Annotated in this window: 16 protein-coding genes; 13 read left to right on the forward strand and 3 right to left on the reverse strand. The window is 71.5% G+C overall.

Annotated elements, in window-relative coordinates; all coding sequences use genetic code 11:
* The first annotated feature begins 390 nt into the window (after positions 1-390).
* The 12 genes from WMF46_RS11615 to WMF46_RS11670 all read left to right on the forward strand — a co-directional run bounded on the left by WMF46_RS11615 (position 391) and on the right by WMF46_RS11670 (position 17,421).
* Positions 391-1,482, forward strand: coding sequence for a type III polyketide synthase (locus WMF46_RS11615; protein ID WP_437551916.1), 1,092 nt, complete (start codon positions 391-393; stop codon positions 1,480-1,482).
* Between the two features lie 56 nt (positions 1,483-1,538).
* Complete coding sequence (locus tag WMF46_RS11620) at positions 1,539-2,501, forward strand: aldo/keto reductase (RefSeq protein WP_437985673.1); 963 nt, start codon at positions 1,539-1,541, stop codon at positions 2,499-2,501.
* Positions 2,498-2,932 carry a nuclear transport factor 2 family protein gene (locus WMF46_RS11625; RefSeq protein ID WP_437985674.1) on the forward strand — a complete coding sequence of 145 codons (435 nt, stop codon included), beginning with the start codon at positions 2,498-2,500 and terminating at the stop codon, positions 2,930-2,932. The genes WMF46_RS11620 and WMF46_RS11625 overlap by 4 nt, the downstream gene beginning before the upstream one ends.
* Positions 2,933-3,078: 146 nt before the next feature.
* On the forward strand, positions 3,079-3,450 hold the full coding sequence (locus WMF46_RS11630; RefSeq protein ID WP_437908519.1) for a DMT family transporter: 372 nt from the start codon (positions 3,079-3,081) through the stop codon (positions 3,448-3,450).
* A gap of 281 nt (positions 3,451-3,731) precedes the next feature.
* Positions 3,732-4,190, forward strand: coding sequence for a DUF3574 domain-containing protein (locus WMF46_RS11635; RefSeq protein ID WP_437985675.1), 459 nt, complete (start codon positions 3,732-3,734; stop codon positions 4,188-4,190).
* A 332-nt stretch (positions 4,191-4,522) separates the two neighbouring features.
* Complete coding sequence (locus WMF46_RS11640) at positions 4,523-9,235, forward strand: copper oxidase (RefSeq protein ID WP_437985676.1); 4,713 nt, start codon at positions 4,523-4,525, stop codon at positions 9,233-9,235.
* 19 nt (positions 9,236-9,254) lie between these two features.
* On the forward strand, positions 9,255-11,471 hold the full coding sequence (locus WMF46_RS11645; protein ID WP_437985677.1) for a YncE family protein: 2,217 nt from the start codon (positions 9,255-9,257) through the stop codon (positions 11,469-11,471).
* Entirely contained in the window at positions 11,468-12,085 is a 618-nt protein-coding gene (locus tag WMF46_RS11650) for an SCO family protein (protein ID WP_437977534.1), read from the forward strand. Before WMF46_RS11645 ends, WMF46_RS11650 begins: the two co-directional genes overlap by 4 nt.
* A 7-nt stretch (positions 12,086-12,092) precedes the next feature.
* Positions 12,093-12,815, forward strand: a complete 723-nt coding sequence (locus WMF46_RS11655; RefSeq protein WP_437985678.1) for an SCO family protein — start codon at positions 12,093-12,095, stop codon at positions 12,813-12,815.
* Positions 12,808-14,553, forward strand: coding sequence for a cytochrome c/ABC transporter substrate-binding protein (locus WMF46_RS11660; protein ID WP_437985679.1), 1,746 nt, complete (start codon positions 12,808-12,810; stop codon positions 14,551-14,553). Before WMF46_RS11655 ends, WMF46_RS11660 begins: the two co-directional genes overlap by 8 nt.
* A gap of 685 nt (positions 14,554-15,238) precedes the next feature.
* The gene (gene ltrA, locus WMF46_RS11665) at positions 15,239-16,576 is read left to right on the forward strand and encodes a group II intron reverse transcriptase/maturase (RefSeq protein ID WP_437981098.1); all 1,338 of its coding nucleotides are present in this window, start codon (positions 15,239-15,241) and stop codon (positions 16,574-16,576) included.
* Between the two features lie 266 nt (positions 16,577-16,842).
* A complete protein-coding gene (locus WMF46_RS11670) occupies positions 16,843-17,421 on the forward strand; it encodes a Uma2 family endonuclease (RefSeq protein ID WP_437985680.1) in 579 nt (192 codons plus the stop codon).
* A 194-nt stretch (positions 17,422-17,615) separates the two neighbouring features.
* Here the strand turns inward: WMF46_RS11670 and WMF46_RS11675 are convergent, their stop codons facing one another.
* The 3 genes from WMF46_RS11675 to WMF46_RS11685 form a co-directional block, all read right to left on the reverse strand.
* The gene (locus tag WMF46_RS11675) at positions 17,616-18,224 is read right to left on the reverse strand and encodes a Uma2 family endonuclease (protein WP_437985681.1); all 609 of its coding nucleotides are present in this window, start codon (positions 18,222-18,224) and stop codon (positions 17,616-17,618) included.
* A 189-nt stretch (positions 18,225-18,413) separates the two neighbouring features.
* Positions 18,414-18,782, reverse strand: coding sequence for a DUF705 domain-containing protein (locus WMF46_RS11680; RefSeq protein WP_437985682.1), 369 nt, complete (start codon positions 18,780-18,782; stop codon positions 18,414-18,416).
* 355 nt (positions 18,783-19,137) lie between these two features.
* The gene (locus tag WMF46_RS11685; protein WP_437985683.1) at positions 19,138-19,875 is read right to left on the reverse strand and encodes an HflX GTPase family protein; all 738 of its coding nucleotides are present in this window, start codon (positions 19,873-19,875) and stop codon (positions 19,138-19,140) included.
* Between the two features lie 265 nt (positions 19,876-20,140).
* On the opposite strand from WMF46_RS11685, the gene WMF46_RS11690 reads away from it, so the two are divergent.
* A complete protein-coding gene (locus WMF46_RS11690) occupies positions 20,141-21,082 on the forward strand; it encodes a hypothetical protein (RefSeq protein ID WP_437985684.1) in 942 nt (313 codons plus the stop codon).
* The last annotated feature ends 382 nt before the right edge of the window (positions 21,083-21,464 follow it).

Here is a 21,464-nt window from a genome sequence, read left to right on the forward strand (position 1 = left end):
GTCTGGCGCGCTCGCGCCGCGGGGCGCGGGGCGCCGCCGCCCGCGCTGCGCTCCGCCGGGGAGCGCGGACGCACGCGCGCGCGGATGAGGGACAATCGACGTTGAGCACGGATGGCGAGTCGGATGTTCGCTGGTCGGACAGGGCTTGTTAGGAATCGCACGCCTTCCATTGACGATGTGTGTTTCCTGCGGTATTCGATGGAATCGTTGGCGGCCCGACGCTGCGGCGCCATGGGCGTCCGGAGGGAATTCCGGGCTTTGTAGAGCCGGCGGCGCGGTAGGCGGTCGATCGACGCGACGTCCTTGCTTCCGTGTGCCGCTCCATGGCGCCGTTCGCTGCGGCTCGGCCGACGCCGGACGTTCCGAGTTCATCATGTGTAGGGGGGAAGTATGGCCACACTGTGCAGGCCGGAGGTCGCGGTTCCGGAGTTCATCATCACGCGGGAAGACACGCTGAAGCTGGCGGAGCGGTTGCACGCGAGAAACCCGCAGCTGAAGCTCGTGCTGCGGCTCATCAACGGCACCGGGGTGCAGAAGCGGCACATCGTGCAGCCGCTGGAGCAGGCGCTCGCTCACCCTGGTTTCGAGATCAGAAATAGAATTTACGAACGGGAGGCCAAGCGACGGGTGCCGCCAGTGATACGGCAGGCGCTGGAGAACGCCGAGCTCACGGCGCGGGACATCGACGCCATCATCTTCGTCTCGTGCACCGGCTTCATGATGCCGTCTATGACGGCCTATCTGATCAACGCCATGGGCTTCCGGCACGATACGCGCCAGATCCCCATGGCGCAGCTCGGCTGCGCGGCCGGGGCGGCGGCCATCAGCCGCGCGCACGACTTCTGCGCTGCGCACGCGAAGGCCAACGTGCTCATCGTGGCCTGCGAGTTCTGCTCTCTGTGCTACCAGCCGACGGACGACGACGTCGGATCGCTCCTGTCCGACGGCCTCTTCGGGGACGCGGTGGGCGCGGTCGTCGTCCGGGGCAGCGGGGGCACCGGCATCCGGCTGGAGCGGAACGAGGCGTATCTCATCCCGGACACCGAGGAGTGGATCTCGTACGCCGTCAAGGACACCGGGTTTCACTTCCGGCTCGACAAGCGGGTCCCCGGGACTATGAAGCCCCTCGCCCCCGTGATGCGCCGGCTCGTCTCGAGCCACGGCTGGGACGTGGGTAACCTCGACTTCTACATCGTCCACGCGGGCGGTCCGCGCATCCTCAACGATCTGTGCAGGTACCTGGAGGTGCCGCAGGAGTCGTTCCGGTACAGCAGGGCCACGCTGACGGAATACGGCAACATCGCGAGCGCGGTGGTGCTCGACTCTCTAGGACGCCTGTTCGCGGACAGGCCGATGCCCGACGGCGCGCGCGGCGTGATCGCGGGGTTCGGCCCGGGGATCACGGCGGAGATGGCCGTCGGTTCCTGGGTGAACGATCACGGCCAGAGCAGGGGCGGAGCGCGTTCGTCCTCCGCCGCGTGACAGCGGCCCTGTCGCTCCTGCCATGAAAATCGTGTGAGAAGAGGAAGGGAAGGCTGATGACCAACGCATCGCTCAAGACGCCGTCGCTGAGGTTCACGCTCGGAGGCGACCGTCCCGTATGCCGCATGGGTTATGGCGCCATGTACCTGACCGGGCCGGGCTACTGGGGGCCGCCGGCCGACCCGGACGCGGCCGTCCGGCTCCTGCGGCGCGCCGTCGACCTCGGGGTGAACTTCATCGACACCGCCGACGCCTACGGCCCGGACACCAACGAGCAGATCATCCGCCGCGCTCTCCATCCGTACCCGGCGGGGCTCGTGATCACCACGAAGGGCGGGCTGCTGCGCTCCGGACCGGAGGACTGGACCGTCCAGGGGCGCCCGTACATCGTCCCGTGCGGGCGTCCAGCGTACCTCCGCCAGCAGGTGGAGATGAGCCTGCGAAACCTCGGGCTCGAGCGCATCGAGCTCTATCAGCTCCACCGCATCGACCCGGCCGTACCGCTGGCCGATCAGCTCGGCGAGCTCGCGCGGCTCAAGGAGCAGGGCAAGATCCACCATATCGGCCTCTCCGGGCAGCCCGAGGTCACCGTGGAGCAGCTCGCCAAGGCGCGCGAGATCACCGAGATCGCCGCCGTGGAGAACCTGTACAACGTCGCGGACCGCTCCGGGGAGAAGGCCCTGCGGTACGCCGAGCAGCACGGCATGGCGTTCATCCCGTGGTTCCCCATGGGACACGGCGATCTCGCCAAGCCCGGCAGCGTCCTCTCCGGGCTCGCCAAGGAGCGCGGGGCGACGCCCGCCCAGCTGGCCCTCGCCTGGCTGCTGCACAGGTCGCCGTCCATCCTCGCCATCCCCGGCACCTCGTCCATCAAGCACCTGGAAGAGAACTGCCGCGCGGCGGACATGAAGCTCGACGAGAGCGAGCTGGCCGCCATCGAGGACGCCGCCGCCGCCGCGAAGACGTGGCGTCCATCGGCGTCGGAATCGGGGTCCGCCCACACGGAGGAGATGCCATGAGCACCCAGCTGCAAACCAGCGCCGCCCACCCGAACGTCCAGAAGCTGCGCACCCTCTACGCCGATCTGTCGCGCATCGGGGAGTTCGTCGCCGACGACATGGTCCTTCACACAGCGCACCGGGAGCTCTGCCGCGACAGGGCCGCCGGCCGCGTCGTCGGCAAGGCGGCCGCCGCCACCCACGAGCGCGAGCTGATCCGCATGACCGGCGGCACCCTGCTGATGGACGTGCAGCACATCTTCGCCAACGATCACTTCGGCGCCGCGTTCGGCGTGCTGCGCGCCCACCTCGGCGGCGCGAGCCTGGCGATGCCGTTCTGCGGGGTCTGGCGCTTCCGCGGGGGCCTGATCACGGAGCACTGGGAGAACGCGTACGACGTGGCCTCCGTGATGGCGTTCCTCGGCGACGAGAGCGGCTCCCCGCCCGCCTGAGGCGCCGAGGGGCCGCGCCGCGAGGGCCTCGCCCCACCCTTTGTCGTTCCCGCCACCCTCCCGGATCTGCTACTGCTGCGCGCCGCGCCGGTGCCCTCCCGGGCACGGCGAGCTCCCCCGGGGAGCGCGCTCGCCGCACGTCAGCCATGGCTCAAGGTTACCTCTTCCTCATCATCGCCCTCGTCTTCAACGCGACAGCGAACATCCTGATGAAGCTGGCGTCGCGGCGCGTCCCCTCGATGGAGGGGCTGTCCCTCGTCGAGAAGTGCCTCGCGCTCGTCACGAACTACCACCTCGTGCTGGGGCTCGTGCTCTTCGCGTCGAACATCCTGTTCTACGTCCTGGCGCTCAAGCGCATCAACCTGTCGATCGCCTATCCGATCATGTCGTCGGGCGGCTTCCTGCTCATCTCGGTCTTCTCCGTCTACGTCCTGCACGAGACGCTGACGGCGCTGCAGATCGGCGGCATCGTCCTGATCGCGGCGGGGATCGCGCTGCTCGCGTACAACATCGCCTAGAGCGACAAACGGGTTGAAGTCGCACGCAAAGAGCGAGAAGTTGGGACGCCAAGAGACGCCAAGAGACGCCAAGAGACGCCAAGAGACGCCAGAAGATTTATTGTTTTTTTTTGGCGTCTTCTGGCGTCCTGGCGTCTCATTTCTCGGGTTTCCAGGCTGCTCGTTGTTCTAGGCCTCCGCGGCGCGACGTCGGACTGCCGGACCGGCCGCCCTCGGCGTGGCGCCATGGTACGGTGGCGCGCGCCTCGCGCCCGAACGCCCCCACCCCGGAGACCGCCGCCATGCGCAGCCGAACGCTCCCGCGTGCCTTGCTCGCCGTGCTCCTCGCGACGCTCCTCGCCTCCACTGCGTGCCATGGCGCGCGGAACGACGCCGCGCACCCCTCGCCCGGCCGGGCCGGCGCCGCCTGCGGGCGCGGCGATCCGATGACGCGGACCGAGCTCTTCTTCGGCCTGGACCGGTTCGAGCTGCCCCCCGTGACGCAGGCGGAGTGGCAGCAGTTCGTCGACACGGCGATCACCCCGCGCTTCAAGGACGGGCTGACCCAGTTCGATGTCGACGGCCAGTACCTCGCGACGACGGGGAAGCTCATCCGCGAGGACAGCCGTCTGATCATGCTCCTCCACGACGGCGGCCGGGTCGCCTCGGACGCCATCGACGCGATCCGCAAGGAATACAAGGTTCGCTTCAACCAGGAATCCGTGCTGCGCATCGACGAGCCCGTCTGCGTCGGCTTCTGACGCCTGGAACCGCCGCTGAAGGCAGCGCTCCGCCCGCCGCGGGGACAGCGCATGTCCCGCGCGTGTCTGTTCGGAACACCGCCTGTTCTCTCGGCTCGGCGGGCCCCTGATCGCGAAGATTCTTGACCCGAGGGGGGCTGGGAGACAGAGTTTTATTACAACTGCCAGGCTTCGGTCGGCGCATGGCCGCGCATTGCATCGCGCGCATCCGTCGGCGTGCTCGTGCCTGGCGTTCATACAAAAAGCGTTCGACGCGAGCGCTCCTGCTCGGCTCCACCCGGAGCAAGGAGATCCCCGTGCTGATGAGGCTTCCCTGGCGGCCCGGATGGGCCATGACGATGGTGGCTGTCCTTGGGTGCTCCGGCTCCGAAGGGCCTCCTCCGGAGGAGGAGAGCGTCCTGGAGAGTCAAGATGAGGTGCGCTACGACTTCCATGCACCCGCGTCTGGAAGGACGGTGTTCGCGGACGTCGTGGCCATCGATCAGATGTTCGTCTACGATCGCCTCGGCGCGTTCAACCCCGGGGGCATGGTGTACGCGCTCCGCCGGGACGTGGTGGCCGCCGATCCGTCGAAGTCCATCGGTCCTGGCAACGCGACGCTGCGGCCGGGCAAGCGCCCGAGGCCCCTCGTCCTGCGGGTCAACGCCGGCGACAGGCTCTCCATCTCGTTCACCAACTGGCTCACGCCCGCGACCGGCCCGCTGCCGAGCACCTCCGCGTCGACCCGTGACGCCTCGATCCAGGTGGTCGGGCTCCAGATCCGGAACATCGACGCGCTCGCGGGCGACGTCGGGAAGAACGAGAGCTCCCTGGCCGCGCCGGGCGAGACGCGCACGTACGAGCTCTTCGCCGGCCGCGAGGGCACGTTCCTCATGCACAGCGGCGGCGCCATGGTCGGCTCGGAGCCCGGGCCGGGGCGGCGGATCTCCCAGACGCTGTACGGCGCCGTCACCGTCGAGCCGCCGGGCGCGGTCGCGTACCGCTCGCAGGTGACGGCCGCCGAGCTCTCGGCCGCCTCCCTGAACCCCTCGAACCCGGACGGCACGCCGCGCATCGACTACAACGCGGTCGACGCGTCCGGTCAGCCGATCCTGAAGATCATCGACGACGCCGGCGAGATCGTGCACGGCGACGTCAACGCCATCATCGCGGGCTTCGACGAGACGGAGGCCGGGTCCCCTGCCTCCGAGAACATGGGCTATTTCCGCGAGTTCACGGTGCTCTTCCACGACATCCTGAGCGTCGTGCAGCCCATCGCGGAGTACCAGGCGGACCCGCGCTACAACGGCGTGCGCACCGGCTTCGGCATCAACTACGGCGCCGCCAGCCTTGGCAGCGCCGTCTTCGCCAACAAGCGGAAGATCGGCCCGAGCAAGCGCTGCGAGGAGTGCAAGTTCGAGGAGTTCTTCCTGAGCTCGTGGGTCAACGGGGATCCGGCGCTGAACATCGATCGGGACGACGCCGGCAACGCGACAGAGGCGCTCTATCCGGACGACCCCTCGAACGTATCCCACGGTTACCTCGGGGATCCCGTCCGCGTCAGGAACCTCCACGCCGGCCCCAGCGAGACGCACGTCTTCCACCTCCACGGCCACCAGTGGCTGCGGTCGCCGGGCAACGAGAAGAGCGCGTACATCGACTCGCAGACCATCGGCCCGAGGGCCGCCTACACGTATGACATCACCTATGGCGGAGGCGGCAACCGCAACCTCTCCGTGGGAGACGCCATCTACCACTGCCACCTGTATGCCCATTTCGCGCAGGGCATGTGGGGGCTCTGGCGCACACACGACGTCTTCGAGGCGGGCACGCCGGACCGCTCGCTCCCGGACGGCGAGCTCGCGGCAGGGACGCCCACGCCCGCGGTCGTGCCGATCCCCGGCGTCGCGCTGGCGCCGATGCCGACCTACGAGCGGACGTCGGTCAGGATGGCCGACGGGAAGACCGTGGAGCGTGACCCCATGCCGGGTTATCCGTTCTACGTCGCCGCGGTCGCGGGGCACCGGCCGTCGCAGCCGCCCCGCGACATGGAGCACGACGGCGGGCTCCCGCGCCACTACATCGCGAACGTCCCGCCGGGAGGCGCGGCGGTCGGCGGCCGCGGCCTCTTCGACGTGCAGCTCTCCAGGGCCGACGTGCAGCTCTTGCCGAAGGACGGCACCGCGTCGGAGGTGGCGGCCGCCAACTTCCACGCGGGCGCGTTCCCGGGCGCCGTGCGCGCGCCGGAGCGCTACGGCTTCCCCGTCAAGGGCTACCCCGCCTTCACGGCGGACGGCAAGCCGGCGCTCTTCCTCGTGAACGGCCAGCCGCCGGCCGCGGGCGCCCCCTTCGCGGACCCGTGCCCGCCAGACGCGCCGGTGCGCACCTACCGCGCGGCCTACGTCCAGACCAACGCCCCGGTGAACCGGGCGGGCTGGCACGACGCGCAGGCGCGCATGATCGTCCTCGAGAAGGACGTCGAGGCCACCCTCGACGGCACGAGGGCGCCGGAGCCGCTGTTCATCCGCGCGCAATCCGGCGAGTGCGTTGTGTTCCACGCGACGAACCTCATCCCGGCGGCGCTCGCGGCGGACGACTTCCAGATCTTCACGCCCACCGACGTCATCGGCCAGCACATCCACCTCGTGAAGTTCGACGTCACCTCCTCGGACGGCGGGGCGAACGGCTTCAACTACGAGGACGGGGCCCTCGCGATGGAGGAGGTGGCGGCGCGCATCCAGGCGGCCAACGCGCTCGGCGGGGCCCTCGCCGCCGGCGTCAGGAGCGGCGAGCCCGGGGCGCGCGTACGGCTCGAGGACCCGACGCGCCACCCGCGCATGACCAGCCCGTCGCTCGGGGCGCAGACCACGACACAGCGCTGGTTTGCCGATCCGATCATGAGCGAGGCCGGCCAGGACCGCGCGCTGAGCACGGCCTTCACCCACGATCACTTCTCGGCCTCATCGCACCAGCACCACGGGCTCTACGGCGGCCTCGTCGTCGAGCCGGCCGGCTCGATCTGGCGCGATCCGGAGACCGGAGCGCTCTTCGGCGATCGCAGCGACGGCGGGCCGACGAGCTACCGCGCCGACATCCTGTTTCCGCCGGGCGACCCCCGGAGCCCGTTCCGCGAGTTCAACCTGAGCATCGCCGACTATGGCCCCGTCTACGACGAGTGCGGCCGGCCGGTGAACCCGTCGTCGCAGGCGCCCGCGCCGCTGCCGGTGGCCATCACCCATGGGCCCTCCACCCCCGACGCCATCTCGTGGCGTGACTCGGGCGTCGGGCTCATCAATTACCGGAACGAGCCGATCCCGCTCCGGATCGCCGAGCGCAACTGCAGCACGCGCGCGGTCGTCCAGAAGAGCGGCGACGCCGGCGCCATGCACAACGTCTTCAGCTCGCGCGTCCACGGGGATCCCGCGACGCCGCTGCTCCGCGCGTACGAGGGCGATCGCACGCTGATCCGCCTCACCCAGGGCGCGCAGGCGGAGCAGCACGTGTTCACCGTGCACGGGAAGAAGTGGCTGAACGAGTCGACCGATCCCGACAGCGGCTACGCCAACGGGCAGGTCATCGGCGTCTCGGAGCAGGCGGATCTCGCGCTCGACGCGGCGCCCCTCTTCCGGAAGAACGCGGCGGGCGGCGCGGACTACCTCTATGCGGGGGCGCCGACGGACGATCTCTGGGAGGGGCGGTGGGGCATCCTGCGCGTCCACGGCGAGCGGCAGGCGGATCTCCTGCCGCTCTCGGGCGCGTCGCTGCCGAGGGGCAGGCGCCGGGAGGTCGAGGTGTGCCCGCCCGAGGCGCAGAAGAGGCCGTATGTCGTCCACGCGATCACCGCGAAGGGCAACCTGCCGGGCGATCGCCTCACGTACAACACGACGTACGGGCTCCACGATCCCAACGCCATCCTGTTCGTCCTCGAGGAGGATCTGGCCGCCCTGCGCTCGGGCGCGCGCCCGCCCGAGCCGCTCGTCCTGCGCGCGGCGGCCGGCGAGTGCGTCGAGGTCACGCTCGTCAACGACCTGCCCGAGGATCTGCCGAAGTCGCCTCACTGGAACTACAACGCTCCCATCGTCGACGGGTTCAACGTCAACCAGGTGAAGCCGTCGAACCGCGTCTCGCTGCACCCGCAGCTCGTGGCGTATGACGTGACGGTGAGCGACGGCGCGAACGTGGGCGAGAACCCCGATCAGACGGTCGAGCGCGGGAAGCAGCGGACGTACACCTGGTATGCCGGCGATATCTCCGTGACGACCCGGGGCGACGTCCGCTGGCAGCCCATCGAGCTCGGCGCCGTGAACCTCAAGGACATGGCGGACGTGGTGAACCACCCGATGCACGGCGGGATCGGCGCGCTGATCGTCGAGCCGGAGGGCGCCGTCTGGTACCCGAGCCGGAACTCCCGCGCGGCCGCCCAGGTGAAGTACCGGGACGAGAACGGCTCCGAGATCTGGTTCCGCGAGTTCGTGCTCCTCTACCAGGACGAGGTGCCCTTGCAGTCGGATCAGGCGGCTTTCCGCTGCCTCAACCCGGCCCTGGGCTGCGGCGCCACCCTCGCGAACGTCGCTGGCCCTCCCGATCCCGACTTCACTGGCCACAAGGCGTTCAACTACCGCGCCGAGCCCATCTGGGCGCGGCTCGGCGTGGGGCCGGACGCGCCTCTCGGCACCCGCCCGGGCCTCGACGTCAGCGGCGCCTTCAGCTCGGCGGGGCGCGGCGATCCGGCGACGCCGGTCTTCACGGCGGGGCGCTATGACCGCGTGCGCTTCCGGGTGCTGCAGGCCTCGGGGCACCGGCGCCAGCACTCGTTCGGGCTCTCGAACACGGAGTGGGCGTACAACCCGTGGGCGCAAGGCTCGGGATCCCGGTACCAGGGCCGGAACAGCAAGAGCTTCGCCGTGAGCGCGCACAGCGGCATCGGCCCCATGACCGCGTGGACGGTGACTCCCTACTTCAGGTCGGGCGGCATGTTCGAGGTCCCCGGCGATCGCCTCTACATGGACCAGTCGAACGCCATGCTCACCGGCGGGCTCTGGGGCATCTGGCGGGTCACGCCGTGAGCGGGAGGAGGGGCCTGTGATGCGACGGATCTCGATGGACGGCGCCTCGATGGGCGCGCGCGGACTCTGGCTCTCGCTGGCCTGGCTCAGCGCCTCTGCGGCGCTCGGCTGCGGCCGGAGAGAGGCGCTCCCTGCCTCGGAGGACCCGGGGGCCGAGCGGCCGGCGCAGCCGGCGCAGCTCGCGCCGCCGGCGCAGCCCGAGGAGCCGGCGGCTCCCCTGCAGGAGAGCCGGGTCGAGCGCGATGGGCTCTCCATCGCGTTCGCCCTGCGGCCGCTGGACCGCGGCCAGCAGGGCGGGGGGACCGGCCCCGGGGCGGCGCCGGCCGCGGCGGTGGCGGGCTCCGACGTCGTGGCCGAGTTCACCATCACCGACGCGTCCACGGGCGCGCCGGTCCGTGGCCTCACGCCCCTCGGCTGGATGTCGCGCCGCGCCGGGGCGGACGGCGCCGCCGCGGCGAGCCTCTCCAGCGGTGCGCCCGCGGCGAGGCTCGCGAGCGGCGCGTCCGCGGCGAGCCTCGCGAGCGGCGCGGTCGACGCCGCGCCGGACGAGGCGGCGTGCCGGGGGAAGATCAAGAGCTTCATGGCGGGCCTCCTGTCCGTGCGCCCCGAGGTCGACATGAACGCCTACCTCCTCTGGACGCTGAACCAGGACAACTCCCTCTCGGCCATCAACCCGCAGGTCGCCCTCGCCAGGACGCAGCTCCGGAGCGTGGTCAGCCTCGCGGGCCGCGGCGTCTCGTTCGTCATGCACCCCGACCGGGAGAGCCTCTACGTCACGCTCCGGGGCGGGCACGGCCTCGCCGTTGTCGACACGCGGCGGGGGCTCGTCCGGACGAACGTCCCCGTCGGCCAGGATCCGTCGCGCGTCGTGGTCGCCCCCGACGGGCGCACGGTCTGGGTGGGCAACGACGGCGACGGGACGGTGAGCGTGATCGACGCCCGCTCGACGGACGTCCTGAAGACGCTCCCGGTGGGCCCGGGCCACCACGAGATCGCCTTCACCGGCGGCGGCCGCGCCGCGTGGATCACGAGCCAGCAGGGGGAGTCGGTGGCCGTGGTGGACGGCGAGACGCTCGAGCCGCTCGGCGAGATCGCGGTGGGCGAGGGGGTCGTCTCCATCGCGGCGAGCGATGAAGCGGGCGTGGTCCACGCGGCGAACGCCGCGCGCGGCGAGGTCGTGATCCTCGACATCGCGCGCCGCGCCGTCGCCGGGCGCGTCGCCCTGAAGCCCGGGCTCGGCGCGCTCCAGTTCGACCCGCGCGGGCGGTTCTCGTTCGCGCTGAACCCGTCCGCGAACGAGGTCGCCGTCCTCGACGGCGCGACGGGCGCGGTGGCGCACACGCTCACCGGGCTGGCCGCGCCGGACGCTGTCACCTTCACCGGGGCCTTCGCCTACATCCGCAACCGGGGCGCCGCGCGGGTCTCGCTCGTCGACCGGTCGGCCCTCGGCGGCCCGGCGGCCCCGCCCCTCGTCGACATCGCGGTCGGCCAGGGCCCGCCTCTCGCCGCCGCGGCGCCGCCAGGGCCGGCCGCGCTCGCCACGCCCATCGCGCCCCTGCCCGAGGGCAACGGCGCCCTCGTCGCGAGCCCGGCCGACAAGGCGCTCTACGTCTACGTGGAGGGCATGATGGCCCCGATCGGCACCTTGCCGAGCTACGGCCGCGAGCCGCGATCGATCCTCGTCGAGGACAGGTCGCTCAAGGAGGTGCGTCCGGGCGTGTACGCGACCACGGTGCGCCTCGGCGAGGGGGGGCTCTACGACGTCGAGCTCCTCCTCGACCGCCCGCGGACGGGGGTGTGCCTCGAGGCGACCGTGGCGCCCGCGCGCTGCGCCCCGGGCGATGGCGAGGCCGACGCGTCCGGCTGCGGGGGCGATCCCGTGAAGGACATCGCGATCGCGCCGCTCTTCGAGCCCGATCTGCGGCTCGCGGCGGGCGAGCCCGCGACGCTGCGCTTCCGCGCGACCGCAGGCGAAGGGGGCCCTCCGCTCGACGCGCTCGACGCTGAAGACATCGAGGTGATGGTCGTCCGGTTCCCGGCCGGGTACCGCTTCCGCGGCGCGCCGCGGGCCGAGGGGGACGGCACGTTCTCCGTCGCGTTCACCCCGCCCGCGCCGGGCCAGTACCGCTTCCTCGCCGCCGTCCCTGGGCGCGGGGCGCCTGTCGGCGCGCTCCCGTTCGTCCCGCTGCGCGTCTCCGCGCGCGGCGCCGGCGCGCAGGGCGGAGGTGCGCGATGAGGCCCGGGGCGGCCCTCGCCGCGGCGGCCCTCGCGCTCGCGATCTGCTCGTCCGCGCGCTTCACGCCCGCGGAGGGCAAGGCGCCGCGCGTGGAGCGGATGAAGATCGGCGGCGTCTCCCGGGAGGACGACGCCGCCGCGGCGCGGTACTTCACCAACACCGAGCTCGTCGACCAGCACGGCCGCGCGCACCGCTTCTACGACGGGCTGCTGCGGGGCCGGAAGGTGCTCATCAACTTCGCCTTCACCTCGTGCAAGGGCGTCTGCCCCACGATGACGGCGAACCTCGCGCGCGTGCAGGCGCTGCTGCGGGCGCGCGGGCAGGCGGTGACGATGCTGACGATCACGGTCGACCCGGAGAACGACACGCCGGCCGCGCTGAAGGAGTACGCCGCGAAGTTCAAGGCGGGCGAGGGCTGGTATTTCCTGACCGGCACGCCCGAGAACGTCGCCACGGTGCTGAAGCGCCTCGGCGGCCAGGTGAAGCGGCCCGACGAGCACACGATGACGCTGCTCGTCGGCGACACGTCGACCGGCATGTGGCTGAAGGCGTTCGCCACCGAGGAGCCCGAGGCGCTCGCGCGCGCCGTCCAGCACCTCAACGACCCACGGTGAGGCCGACATGCGTTTCCTGTCGCTCGGTGCATTGAAAGCGCTGGTCGTTCTCCTCGCCGGCGCGCTCGCCGCGGCCTCGTGCGGCCGCGGGAGCGCGCCTCCCGGCGAGCACGCCGCCCCCGCTCCCGCGGGGCCGCCTGGGCATCCTCTGGACGTCTCCGCTGCCGCGGGGCCGCCTGGACTCTCCGCGGATGGCGCGGCGGAGGTGCGCGCCTTACCGGCGACGGGCGTCGAGGTGCTGGACGAGGAGCTCGTGGATCAGGACGGCCGGCCCGTCCGTCTGCGCGAGCTCGCCAGGGACCGGGTGATCGCCGTCAATTTCATCTTCACGACCTGCACGACGATCTGCTCGCCGATGACGGCCATCTTCGGCCGGCTCCAGGCCGGGCTCGGCGACGCGCTGGACCGGGACGTGCGGCTCGTCTCGATCTCGCTGGACCCCGCGATGGACACGCCGGAGCGGCTGAACGCGTACGCCGAGAAGTTCGGCCGGCGGAAGGGCTGGTCGTTCCTGACGGGGCGGCGCGAGCGCGTGAACCGGGTGCTGGACGCGCTCGGAGGGCGCGCGCCGATCAAGGAGCGGCACGCGCCGATCACGCTCATCGGGCGCGAGGCGGAGGGCCGCTGGACGCGGGTCGAGGGCATCGCGCCGCCGGGGCGCCTCGCGGACGAGGTCCGGGCGTTCCTTCCGCCGCGAGGGGCTGCGGCGCGGAGCGCGGGCGGTGGATAGGCCGAGGGCCGGTTCTGGCAGGGGGCGGCTCGGCCTCCTGGCTGCGGTGCCGGCGGTGGCGCTCTCCGCGGTCGCGGCGTGGGCGCTCGGCCGTGATGAGGGAGCGCCCCGGGCGTACGCGCCTGCGGCGGGCGAGGTGGCGTCGTGCGAGGAGCTCTCGCCGGCCGCCCGGCGCGGCAAGCGCATCTACCAGCGCGGCGCGACCGAGGACGGCCGGGCCATTGAGGGCGCGATCGCCGGCGGCGCGGCGGCGCTCTCCGGGCGTGAGGCCGCCTGCGCGGGCTGCCATGGCCCCAGCGGGGAGGGGACGACCGAGGGGGGCGTCACGGCACCGCCGCTCGCGGCCGAGCGGCGCCTGGCGGCCAGCGGCGAGCGGGGTGGGGGAACAGGGCGGGGGAGGGGGACAGGCGAGGGGGCGATGACCGCCGCCGCGCTGGTGACGGCGATCCGCGAGGGGCGAGGGCCTGCGGGGCAGCGGCTGAGCCCGGTGATGCCGCGGTACCGCCTGGCGGAGGCGGATCTATCGGATCTTGTTGACTATCTGGGTTGTGTCGGCCGGGATCTGGACCCTGGCGTCACCGCGGGCTCGGTGGCGCTGGGCGCCGCGTTGCCGCTGACCGGGCCGGATGCGCCGGTGGGCGCGGCCGCGCGCGACGTGCTGATGGCGGCGTTCGCCGAGGTGAACGCGCGGGGCGGCCTCTACCGGCGGAGGCTCGAGCTGCGCGTGGAGGACAGCGCCGGGCCGTCGGGCGAGGCCGGAGCGACGGCGCGCCTCCTGGACCGGGGCGTGCTGGCGCTGGTGGGGAGCGCCTTCGACGGGGATCCGGCGCTGCGGGCGCGCCTCTCGGAGGAGCGGGCGCCGCTCGTGGGGCCGTTGGCGCTGGCGGGGACGGGCGCACCCGGGTTGGCCGGCGGGGCGGGCGCACCGGGGTTGGCCGGCGGCGCCCCTGGCCGCGCGCGGGATGTCGCGGCAGGGGCCGACGACGTCGTGTTCCAGGTGTTGCCGGGGCCCGACGTGCTGGCCCGCGTGGCGGTCAAGCACCTCGCCGGCGCTCCGGCGAACGCGGGGGCGCTCGCGCTGGTCGTGCACACGCGCGACCGCGCCGGCGAGGCCTGGGCGTCGGGCGCGCGCGCGGAGGCTGCTCGCCGCGATCTTCCCGCGCCGCCAGCGCTCTCCTTCGAGCCCGGCCGCCTCTCGCCGCGCGACGTGGCCGGCGCGGTGCGGGCGCACGGGGCGCGAGCGGTGCTCTTCTGGGGCTCCGGCGCGGACCTCGTGAGCGTCAGGGCGGCGCTGGACGACGCCGGATCGGCCGCGCCGATCTACGCCTCGCTGGGATCGATCACCGGGAGCGCCGGGGCGCCGTCCCGCGAGCTCGCCGGCCGCGTGCTGTTCCTGTACCCAGGCTCCCTGGGCGAGCGGGAGCGGGCATCAGAGGATGCGCTGGAGGCGTTCCTGCGCCGGGCGGGCGTGGCGCCGGGGCCGCTCGGGGTCCAGGCGAGCGCCTACGTCGCGGCGCAGATCGCGATCGAGGCGCTGAAGCGCGCCGGCGCCCACGCGACGCGGGAGGGGCTGATCGCGGCGCTCGAGCGGCTGCGCGACTTCGACGCAGGCCCGGCGCCGCCCGTGACCTTCGCCCGGAACCGCCGGACCGGCGTCCTCGGAGCGAGCCTTCTCTGGATGGATTCGACGTCCGACACCGCCGTGCGAGCGTCGGAGTGGATCGAGGTGGTCCCCTAGAGGTAGAGGACCGATCACGTTGAAACCCGGAGAATTTTCACAGGGAGGCGGGGAGGCGGGGAGGAAGAAAGAATGAATTTCTTTCTCTTGCCGTCTCTCGCTCCCCGCCTCCCCGTCTCCCTGTGAAATTCCTGCTTTTTCTCGTGGTTTCAACCCGTTTGTCGCTCGTGCGCCAGGCCAAGCCTGGGCGAGGAGGATGCGATGAGCTGAAACTTCGCGAAGAAACCCGGCGGGTGAGAGTCCCGTCCGGCAAGGTTGGCCCACCAGCCGGAAGCGAGTCTTGCGTGGCGCTGGGTGACCGGCGGCGCGAAGCGTAGACAGCGAGCGTGCGGGCCGTGGGATAGAGCCTCGAAAGAACGGAAGTCGTGGGGCCGACGCCGTGAGCGTAGCGGAAGGCAACATCGTCGCGTCAAGAGCGAGCCCGGGTAGCCCCCACTCGCAGGGCCTGGCGCGGCGACCCACCGGGGTCAGAGACCAGGGCACGTACGCAAGGGTTTCCCGAGGAACCTGGGAGATCCCGCCGCCTCCACCGAGAGGTGGAACCGCCGAGCGGAGCGCAAGCGAGCGGAGCGGGGGCGGCGGGAAGTCGGAGTGCATTCGTAGTACCGCGGAAGCGGGGGAACCAACCCGAGGGACCCCGTGGAGGGAAGGGGAGCACCGGGACACGGGATCGTTGGAGGGAAAGATGAAGGAGACATCGGGCTCCGAAACCGTCTGCACGAAACTCGAACGGATAGCGGAGCTGGCGCGGCAAGCTCCCAGCATGGGGCTGACGACGCTCGCCCATCACATCGACCTGGACTGGATGCGCGAAGCCTACCGACGAACGCGCAAGGACGGCGCGCCCGGCGTGGACCGGCAGACCGCGGAGCATTACGCGGAGCAGCTGGAGGACAACCTCCGGTCGCTGCTGGAACGAGCCAAGGCGGGCACGTACCGCGCGCCGCCGGTGAGGCGGGTCCACCTCCCGAAGGGCAACGGGGAAACACGCCCGATCGGCATCCCGACCTTCGAGGACAAGATCCTGCAGCGCGCGGTGGCGATGGTGCTGGAAGCCATCTTCGAGCAGGATTTTCTTGACTGCTCGTACGGCTTCCGGCCTGGCCGCTCGGCACACCAAGCGCTCGCGTCGTTCTGGGACAAGGCGATGGAGATGGCGGGTGGATGGGTCATCGAGGTCGACATCCGAAAGTTCTTCGACACGGTGGACCGTCAGCACCTGATGGCTGCGCTGCGCCGCAGGGTACGAGATGGCGTGCTGCTCCGTCTCATCAGCAAGTGGCTGCACGCGGGAGTGCAGGAAGACGGTAGCGTCAGCTACCCGGAGGCCGGCACACCGCAGGGCGGTGTGATCTCGCCGATCCTGGCGAACATCTACCTGCACGAGGTGCTCGACACGTGGTTCGAGCGCGACGTCCGACCTCGGCTTCGAGGCAGGGCACATCTCATCCGCTACGCGGACGACGCGGTGCTGCTGTTCGAACTGGAAGAAGACGCGCGCCGGGTGATGGCCGTGCTACCGAAGAGATTCGGCAAGTACGGGCTGAGCCTGCACCCGGACAAGACGCGCCTGCTGCCGTTCCGGCGGCCGCCGAAGAGACCCCCGCCGAGCGGCGGGGCGTCGCCGACGTGGCCGTCGACGTTCGAGCTGCTCGGCTTCACGCATCACTGGGGCAGGTCGCGGCGAGGCAACTGGGCGATCAAACGCAGGACCGCCAAGGACCGCTTCAGCCGCGCGCTGCGGCGCGTGGCGGAGTGGTGCAGGGACCACATGCACGATGAGCTGAACAGCCAGCAGGAGGGCCTGGCCATGAAGCTGCGGGGTCACTACGAGTACTACGGGATCACCGGGAACTCGGAGGCGCTCCGTCGCTTCGCCTGGGAGGTCGTGGCGGTGTGGCGCAAGTGGCTCGATCGCCGCTCGCAGAACGCCAAGATGACCTGGGAGCGTATGCACCGATCGCTGGAGAGGTACCCCCTTCCGCGGCCGCGCATCACGCACCCCGCTCCTGCCCGCTCGTAGCGAACCCGTGTCCCGAAGAGCCGGATGCGGGAATTCCGCACGTCCGGATCTGTGGGGGGCCGGGGGGTAGTCGACCCCGGCCTACCCGACTATGGCGGGGCCATCCCGACATCGATCCTCCCTGCCCACGCACCGTGCTCTCGTGACCAGGGCGAGTGCAGCCATCGCGCGCGCGTCCTCGCCCGAGCCGATGAGCTCAGCGACCCAAAGTGATGGGAGCCTCCCCGGGCTGGTTCCCCATGCGGGGGCGCGCTAGGCTCGGCGCTATGGGTGATCCCACCGCGATGCGGAACATGAGCGCCGCGGAGTACCTGGCGTGGGAGCGGAGCCAGCCTGCGAAGCACGAGTACCATCTCGGCGAGGTGTTCGCGATGGCGGGTGGCAGCCCTCGGCATAACTTGCTGTCAGGCGCCATGATCGCGGAGCTTCGAGCGGCCGTTCGCGGCAAGGGGTGCCACGTGCTGACGTCCGACCAGCGGATCTCGGCCGAGCAAGGGCAGCGCTACGTCTATGCGGACTCGGTCGTTGTGTGCGGCCCCATGGACACGGAACCTGGCACGAGCGATGTCCTCACGAACCCGTGCATCCTTGTCGAGGTCCTCTCGCAGAGCACCGAGCCCCACGACCGCGGCAAGAAGTGGGCGGCGTACCAGCGCCTCGCCTCGCTGACCGGCTACGTGCTCGTTTCGCAGACGTCTGCGCGGGTCGAGCACTATCGTCGCGAGGCGGATGGCTCCTGGCGCTACCGGGTGCTGGAGGCCGGCGACACACTGACGCTGGCGAACGGCGCTACCATCTCGATCGACGCGGTGTACGAAGGCGCGTTCGAGCTCGCCGGCGACTGACGTGGGCGGAGGCCGCGCGCCCGTATTCGCCACGAGGCCGGCCTATCGGTAGCCACCGTGGCTGTTGCGCGGACCGGAAGACCGATCCCAGAGGATCGATCACCTCAAATTCAACCGCAAGGGCGCAAGGGGCGCAAGGGGCCCCTCGCCTGCCTCGCGGTGCGCTTGTCTCCGCGTCGCGGGGCCACGGTTCGTCACCGCTGCCGCTCGTCCTCGTCGTCGTCGTCGTCGTCGAACAGCGCGCCAACTTTCAGGACGATCGCATCGAAAGGCTCGGGCCTGACCCGATCCTCCCGCTCGGCCGCCAGCACCAGCAGATATCCTTCTGTCGTCCACCGGTAGACCATGAGCGTCTCCGTCTCCGGGTCGACGATCCAGTAGTGGGGCACCTTGCAGCGCTGGTAGGTTCGGAGCTTCTTGAACAGATCGTTGCGGCTGTTCGACGGCGAGAGCACCTCACATACCCAGTCCGGCCGTACCCGGATGGGCACCTCCCGAGGCAGCTCCGGCAAGCGCTCGCGCAGCCACCCCGTCACATCGGGACGGTAGACCTCATGGGTTTCCAGCTCGACCTCGACCTCGGTCGCGAACCACCAGCCACCGGGCCAGCGGCCGCCGGGCCGCCGGTCATAGGGGCCGCTGATCCGGCTCCCGATCCGGAGCTGGGCGCGCCCGTGCGGGCCGCTCGGCATGGCCTTGCGAACGAGCTCGCCACCGATGACCTCGTGGAAACGCTCGCGCTCGGGGATGGCCAACAGATCGTCCGCGGTGGCGAGGCGACGGGCGGAAGCGGCTCCGGACATGCCCGCAGGATAGCGCTGGCGGCTCTCGAGGGCACCACAGGCGTCGCCGACGCGTCACTGCGGCCGACCAGAAGGCGAGGGCGCCCGCCCCTGACGACCTCGCCCGGGGAAGCTCGCCGCAGCCCTACGGGAGCCAGCTCGACGCGTGCTCGCGCGCGAGCTCCGCGAAGGAGCGCGGCCGAGCGCCGGTCACGTCGAGCACCGCATCGCTCCGCTTCGGCCGGCGGCGACGAGGACGGCGTAGTCATGGGCGCTCTTCGATACCGCTTCGTTCGGATGCACGCATACGAGCCCGCGCCAGTCGGCGGGCGCCTGATCGTCGATGAGGATGTTGGGCTTGGGCAGGAAGCCCATGAAGCAACGCTCGATGCCAAGTTCGCGCGCGGAGTTTTCGGCGTAGTCGGCGCCACCCGTGCTCCAGCAATACAGCACGAATCCCTCTTCATGGAGCTGGCGCACGTGTTCGACGACCGCCGGCATCGGGATCCGTTTCGAACCGAAGGAACGGACGAGCGTATCGTCGACGTCGACATAGGCCACGAGGTGTTTTGCGTTCATGACAACCTTCCGTCTAGCCCGTGACGCACGCGAGCGTCAAGGTGCTTCCCTGGAATGGTCAGAACATGCGTGAGCTCGTCTAACGGCCTAGGCTTCGGCCGCGCGAAGGGCGGTCTGAGGCAGAGCAAGAGAGAGTACACAGGGAGGCGAGGAGGCGGGGAGGAGAGAGATTACACAGGGGGACGGGAAGGCGAGAGATGTATCCAGACCAAGGTGGAGAGGCGAGAGGTGGAGACCATCGAACCTGATGGTTTGAACGACTGAGCCCCATCCCTCGCCTCCCCGCCTCCCGTCAGGTGCCCCCAGCGCTTCGAACTCACCAGGGGCGCTCGTCAGGACTGGCAGGATCGCGCTGTCATCCGCCGGAGAGCCGCGCCGCGAGCTTGCCCAGCGCCTCCGGGGTGCCGCGGACCGTGACGGAGACTGCGTCGCCATACTCCTCCCGGACCACCTGGAGCCGATCGCGCAGCTCGGCGAGCACGCCGTGACGATCGTAGGGAATCGAGACGGTCTGCTCGACGAGGTGCTGCGCGAAGAAGGCCTCGATCCGCGCCCGGAGCGCGTCGGCGTCCCGGTGATCGAGGGCGCTCATCAGGAGCGCGCCCGGGTGCTCGCGGGCGAGCGCGTCGCGCTCCTCGCGACCCAGGCGGTCCGCCTTGTTGAGCAGGAGCAGCGCCGGCGTCTCCGCGGCGCCGATGTCCGCGAGGACCTGCTCCGTCACGCGGATCTGCGAGCGGAACGCCGGATCGGCGGCGTCGGCCACGTGGAGCAGGAGCCACGCTTCCCGCGCCTCGGAGAGCGTGGAGTGGAACGAGGCGACCAGTGCATGGGGCAGCCGGTGGATGAACCCCACCGTGTCGGCGACGAGCACGGCCGGCGTCGCCGGCGGCGAGAGCTGGCGCACCGTCGTCCCGAGCGTCGCGAAGGGCCTGTCCTCGACGAGGGCGTCGCTGCCCGTCAGCTGGCGCATGATCGACGATTTGCCCGCGTTGGTGTAGCCGACGAGCGCCACCCGGAAGCTGTCTGCGCGGGCGAGGCGGCGCTGCTCGGCGCTCGCCTTGAGCTGCTCGAGCTCCCTGCGCGCCGCGGCCATCCGGTCCCGGGCGCGCTGCTTGGCGAGCTCGACGTTCGTGTGGCCGCGGGAGGCGCGGCCGCCGCCGCCTTCGCGATCCGGTCCTGGTCCGGAGGTCGCGCTTCAGCTCCTCGATCGCCGCCTGGATGCGCTCGAGCAAACCCGCGACGATCGTCGGGTCGTCCTCGACCTGCGCGTCGACGTGGGGTCGGTCATCCCGGCGGCGGCCGCCTGCGGCTTGCCTTCGCCCCTCCCGCTCGGTAGCGTCGGTCCCGGGTAGATTTTGGTGCCGGCCCCGATCGTCGTCGACATCGCGTCGGGCCCTGCCGTGCATGGCGAGCTCCCGGCGCTCCTCGTCGAGGCGTGCTCCCGCGCCGCCGGCGGCGGCGGGTGCGCGCTCGGCGACCCGAAGCGCGCCGGGACCCCGGTCCGGGCGCTCGCCGTCGTCTGGCTGGACGGCCCGGACCACCGCCGCCTGCGGGTCGACGTCGCCTCCGTCGGCGCCCCGGAAGGCACGCTGTCGTCGCGCGAGATCGAGTTCCGCGAGGAGGATCCGCTGCCCGACCGCTACCGCACCGCGGGGCTCCTGGTCGCGGCCCTGGCGTCGGAGCGCGCCGGCGCCCCGGCGCCGCCCGAGCCGACCGGCGCGGCGGCGGCCGGCATCGAGCCGGCGGTCGCCGCCGCGCCGCCGCCGCGCCCGCTGGGCTGGTTCCTCGCCGCCGGCGGGCTCGTCGGCAACGGGCTCGATCGCGGCCCCGCCGGCGCCGCGGGCCCCGCCCGCGCCGGCGCCTGGGTCATGGCCACGGCGCTCGACCGGCGCTCGGGGTTCTTCGGGACCCTCTCGGCGTCCTATGCCACGGCCCTGCGCGAGCCGGCCCCGGGGCTGTCCGTGCAGTGGCTCGCGCTCGGGGGCGGCGGCGGCATCGCCGCGCCCATCGTGCCGCTCGACGCGCTCGTCCGGGCGAGGATCGAGGCCGCCGCCGACTGGGTGATCGCCTCCCCGGGCGACCCGAAGAAGCCCGAAGAGACAGGGCACGCGTGGACCCTCGGGACCCGCACGGCGATCGACCTCGTATGGCCGGCCGAGGGCAGCGTGGCCCTCCTCGGGAGCGCCGAGGCGTTCGTGCGGATCCACCAGACCGACCTCCGCGTCCGCCCGAAACCCGAGGCGGCGCTGCCGAAGGGCGGCTTCACGGGGATGCTGGGGGTGCAGCTGCGCCTGCGCTGATTCCGCGTGTCAGAAACCCCGCCAGAAACATCGGTCGATGACGAGCGGTCGCCGGAAACAGTAGCGATTTTCCTGGTTTCCGCCTGTCTCCCCGCCGAGGGCGGCTCCAATGTGGCCCAACGGGGCGCCCTCCGTCGCCGCGTCGTCAACGGGGCCGCGTTCACTCCACAGTCTGCGGCGGCAGGAACAGGGTGCGCCGCCGGTGCCGGCGCTCGATCAGCGCGTAGGTAAAAGAAGCCGGATCGCAGCGCGAAGAAGTGTAGCGCAGCAAACCTCGCGCACATCAGGGCGGGCGGGTGGTCGGCATGATCTCGATCGGCGATCTCGTGCACTGGGCGAGCCGCGAGCAAGAGGCCGAGATCAAGATGCTCACCGAGTACGT

The organism is Sorangium sp. So ce117, assembly GCF_051524395.1.
GTDB classification, from domain to species: domain Bacteria; phylum Myxococcota_A; class Polyangia; order Polyangiales; family Polyangiaceae; genus Sorangium; species Sorangium cellulosum_B.

What these genes read in the sequence shown, in the direction of transcription:
- WMF46_RS11680 (WP_437985682.1), bottom strand. Translation starts at nt 18,782, where the DNA reads ATGAACGCAAAACACCTCGTGGCCTATGTCGACGTCGACGATACGCTC.
- WMF46_RS11650 (WP_437977534.1), top strand. Translation starts at nt 11,468, where the DNA reads ATGAGGCCCGGGGCGGCCCTCGCCGCGGCGGCCCTCGCGCTCGCGATC.
- WMF46_RS11655 (WP_437985678.1), top strand. Translation starts at nt 12,093, where the DNA reads ATGCGTTTCCTGTCGCTCGGTGCATTGAAAGCGCTGGTCGTTCTCCTC.
- WMF46_RS11640 (WP_437985676.1), top strand. Translation starts at nt 4,523, where the DNA reads ATGACGATGGTGGCTGTCCTTGGGTGCTCCGGCTCCGAAGGGCCTCCT.
- WMF46_RS11625 (WP_437985674.1), top strand. Translation starts at nt 2,498, where the DNA reads ATGAGCACCCAGCTGCAAACCAGCGCCGCCCACCCGAACGTCCAGAAG.
- WMF46_RS11675 (WP_437985681.1), bottom strand. Translation starts at nt 18,224, where the DNA reads ATGTCCGGAGCCGCTTCCGCCCGTCGCCTCGCCACCGCGGACGATCTG.
- WMF46_RS11615 (WP_437551916.1), top strand. Translation starts at nt 391, where the DNA reads ATGGCCACACTGTGCAGGCCGGAGGTCGCGGTTCCGGAGTTCATCATC.
- WMF46_RS11685 (WP_437985683.1), bottom strand. Translation starts at nt 19,875, where the DNA reads ATGGCCGCGGCGCGCAGGGAGCTCGAGCAGCTCAAGGCGAGCGCCGAG.
- WMF46_RS11670 (WP_437985680.1), top strand. Translation starts at nt 16,843, where the DNA reads ATGGGTGATCCCACCGCGATGCGGAACATGAGCGCCGCGGAGTACCTG.
- WMF46_RS11635 (WP_437985675.1), top strand. Translation starts at nt 3,732, where the DNA reads ATGCGCAGCCGAACGCTCCCGCGTGCCTTGCTCGCCGTGCTCCTCGCG.
- WMF46_RS11645 (WP_437985677.1), top strand. Translation starts at nt 9,255, where the DNA reads ATGCGACGGATCTCGATGGACGGCGCCTCGATGGGCGCGCGCGGACTC.
- ltrA (WP_437981098.1), top strand. Translation starts at nt 15,239, where the DNA reads ATGAAGGAGACATCGGGCTCCGAAACCGTCTGCACGAAACTCGAACGG.
- WMF46_RS11620 (WP_437985673.1), top strand. Translation starts at nt 1,539, where the DNA reads ATGACCAACGCATCGCTCAAGACGCCGTCGCTGAGGTTCACGCTCGGA.
- WMF46_RS11630 (WP_437908519.1), top strand. Translation starts at nt 3,079, where the DNA reads ATGGCTCAAGGTTACCTCTTCCTCATCATCGCCCTCGTCTTCAACGCG.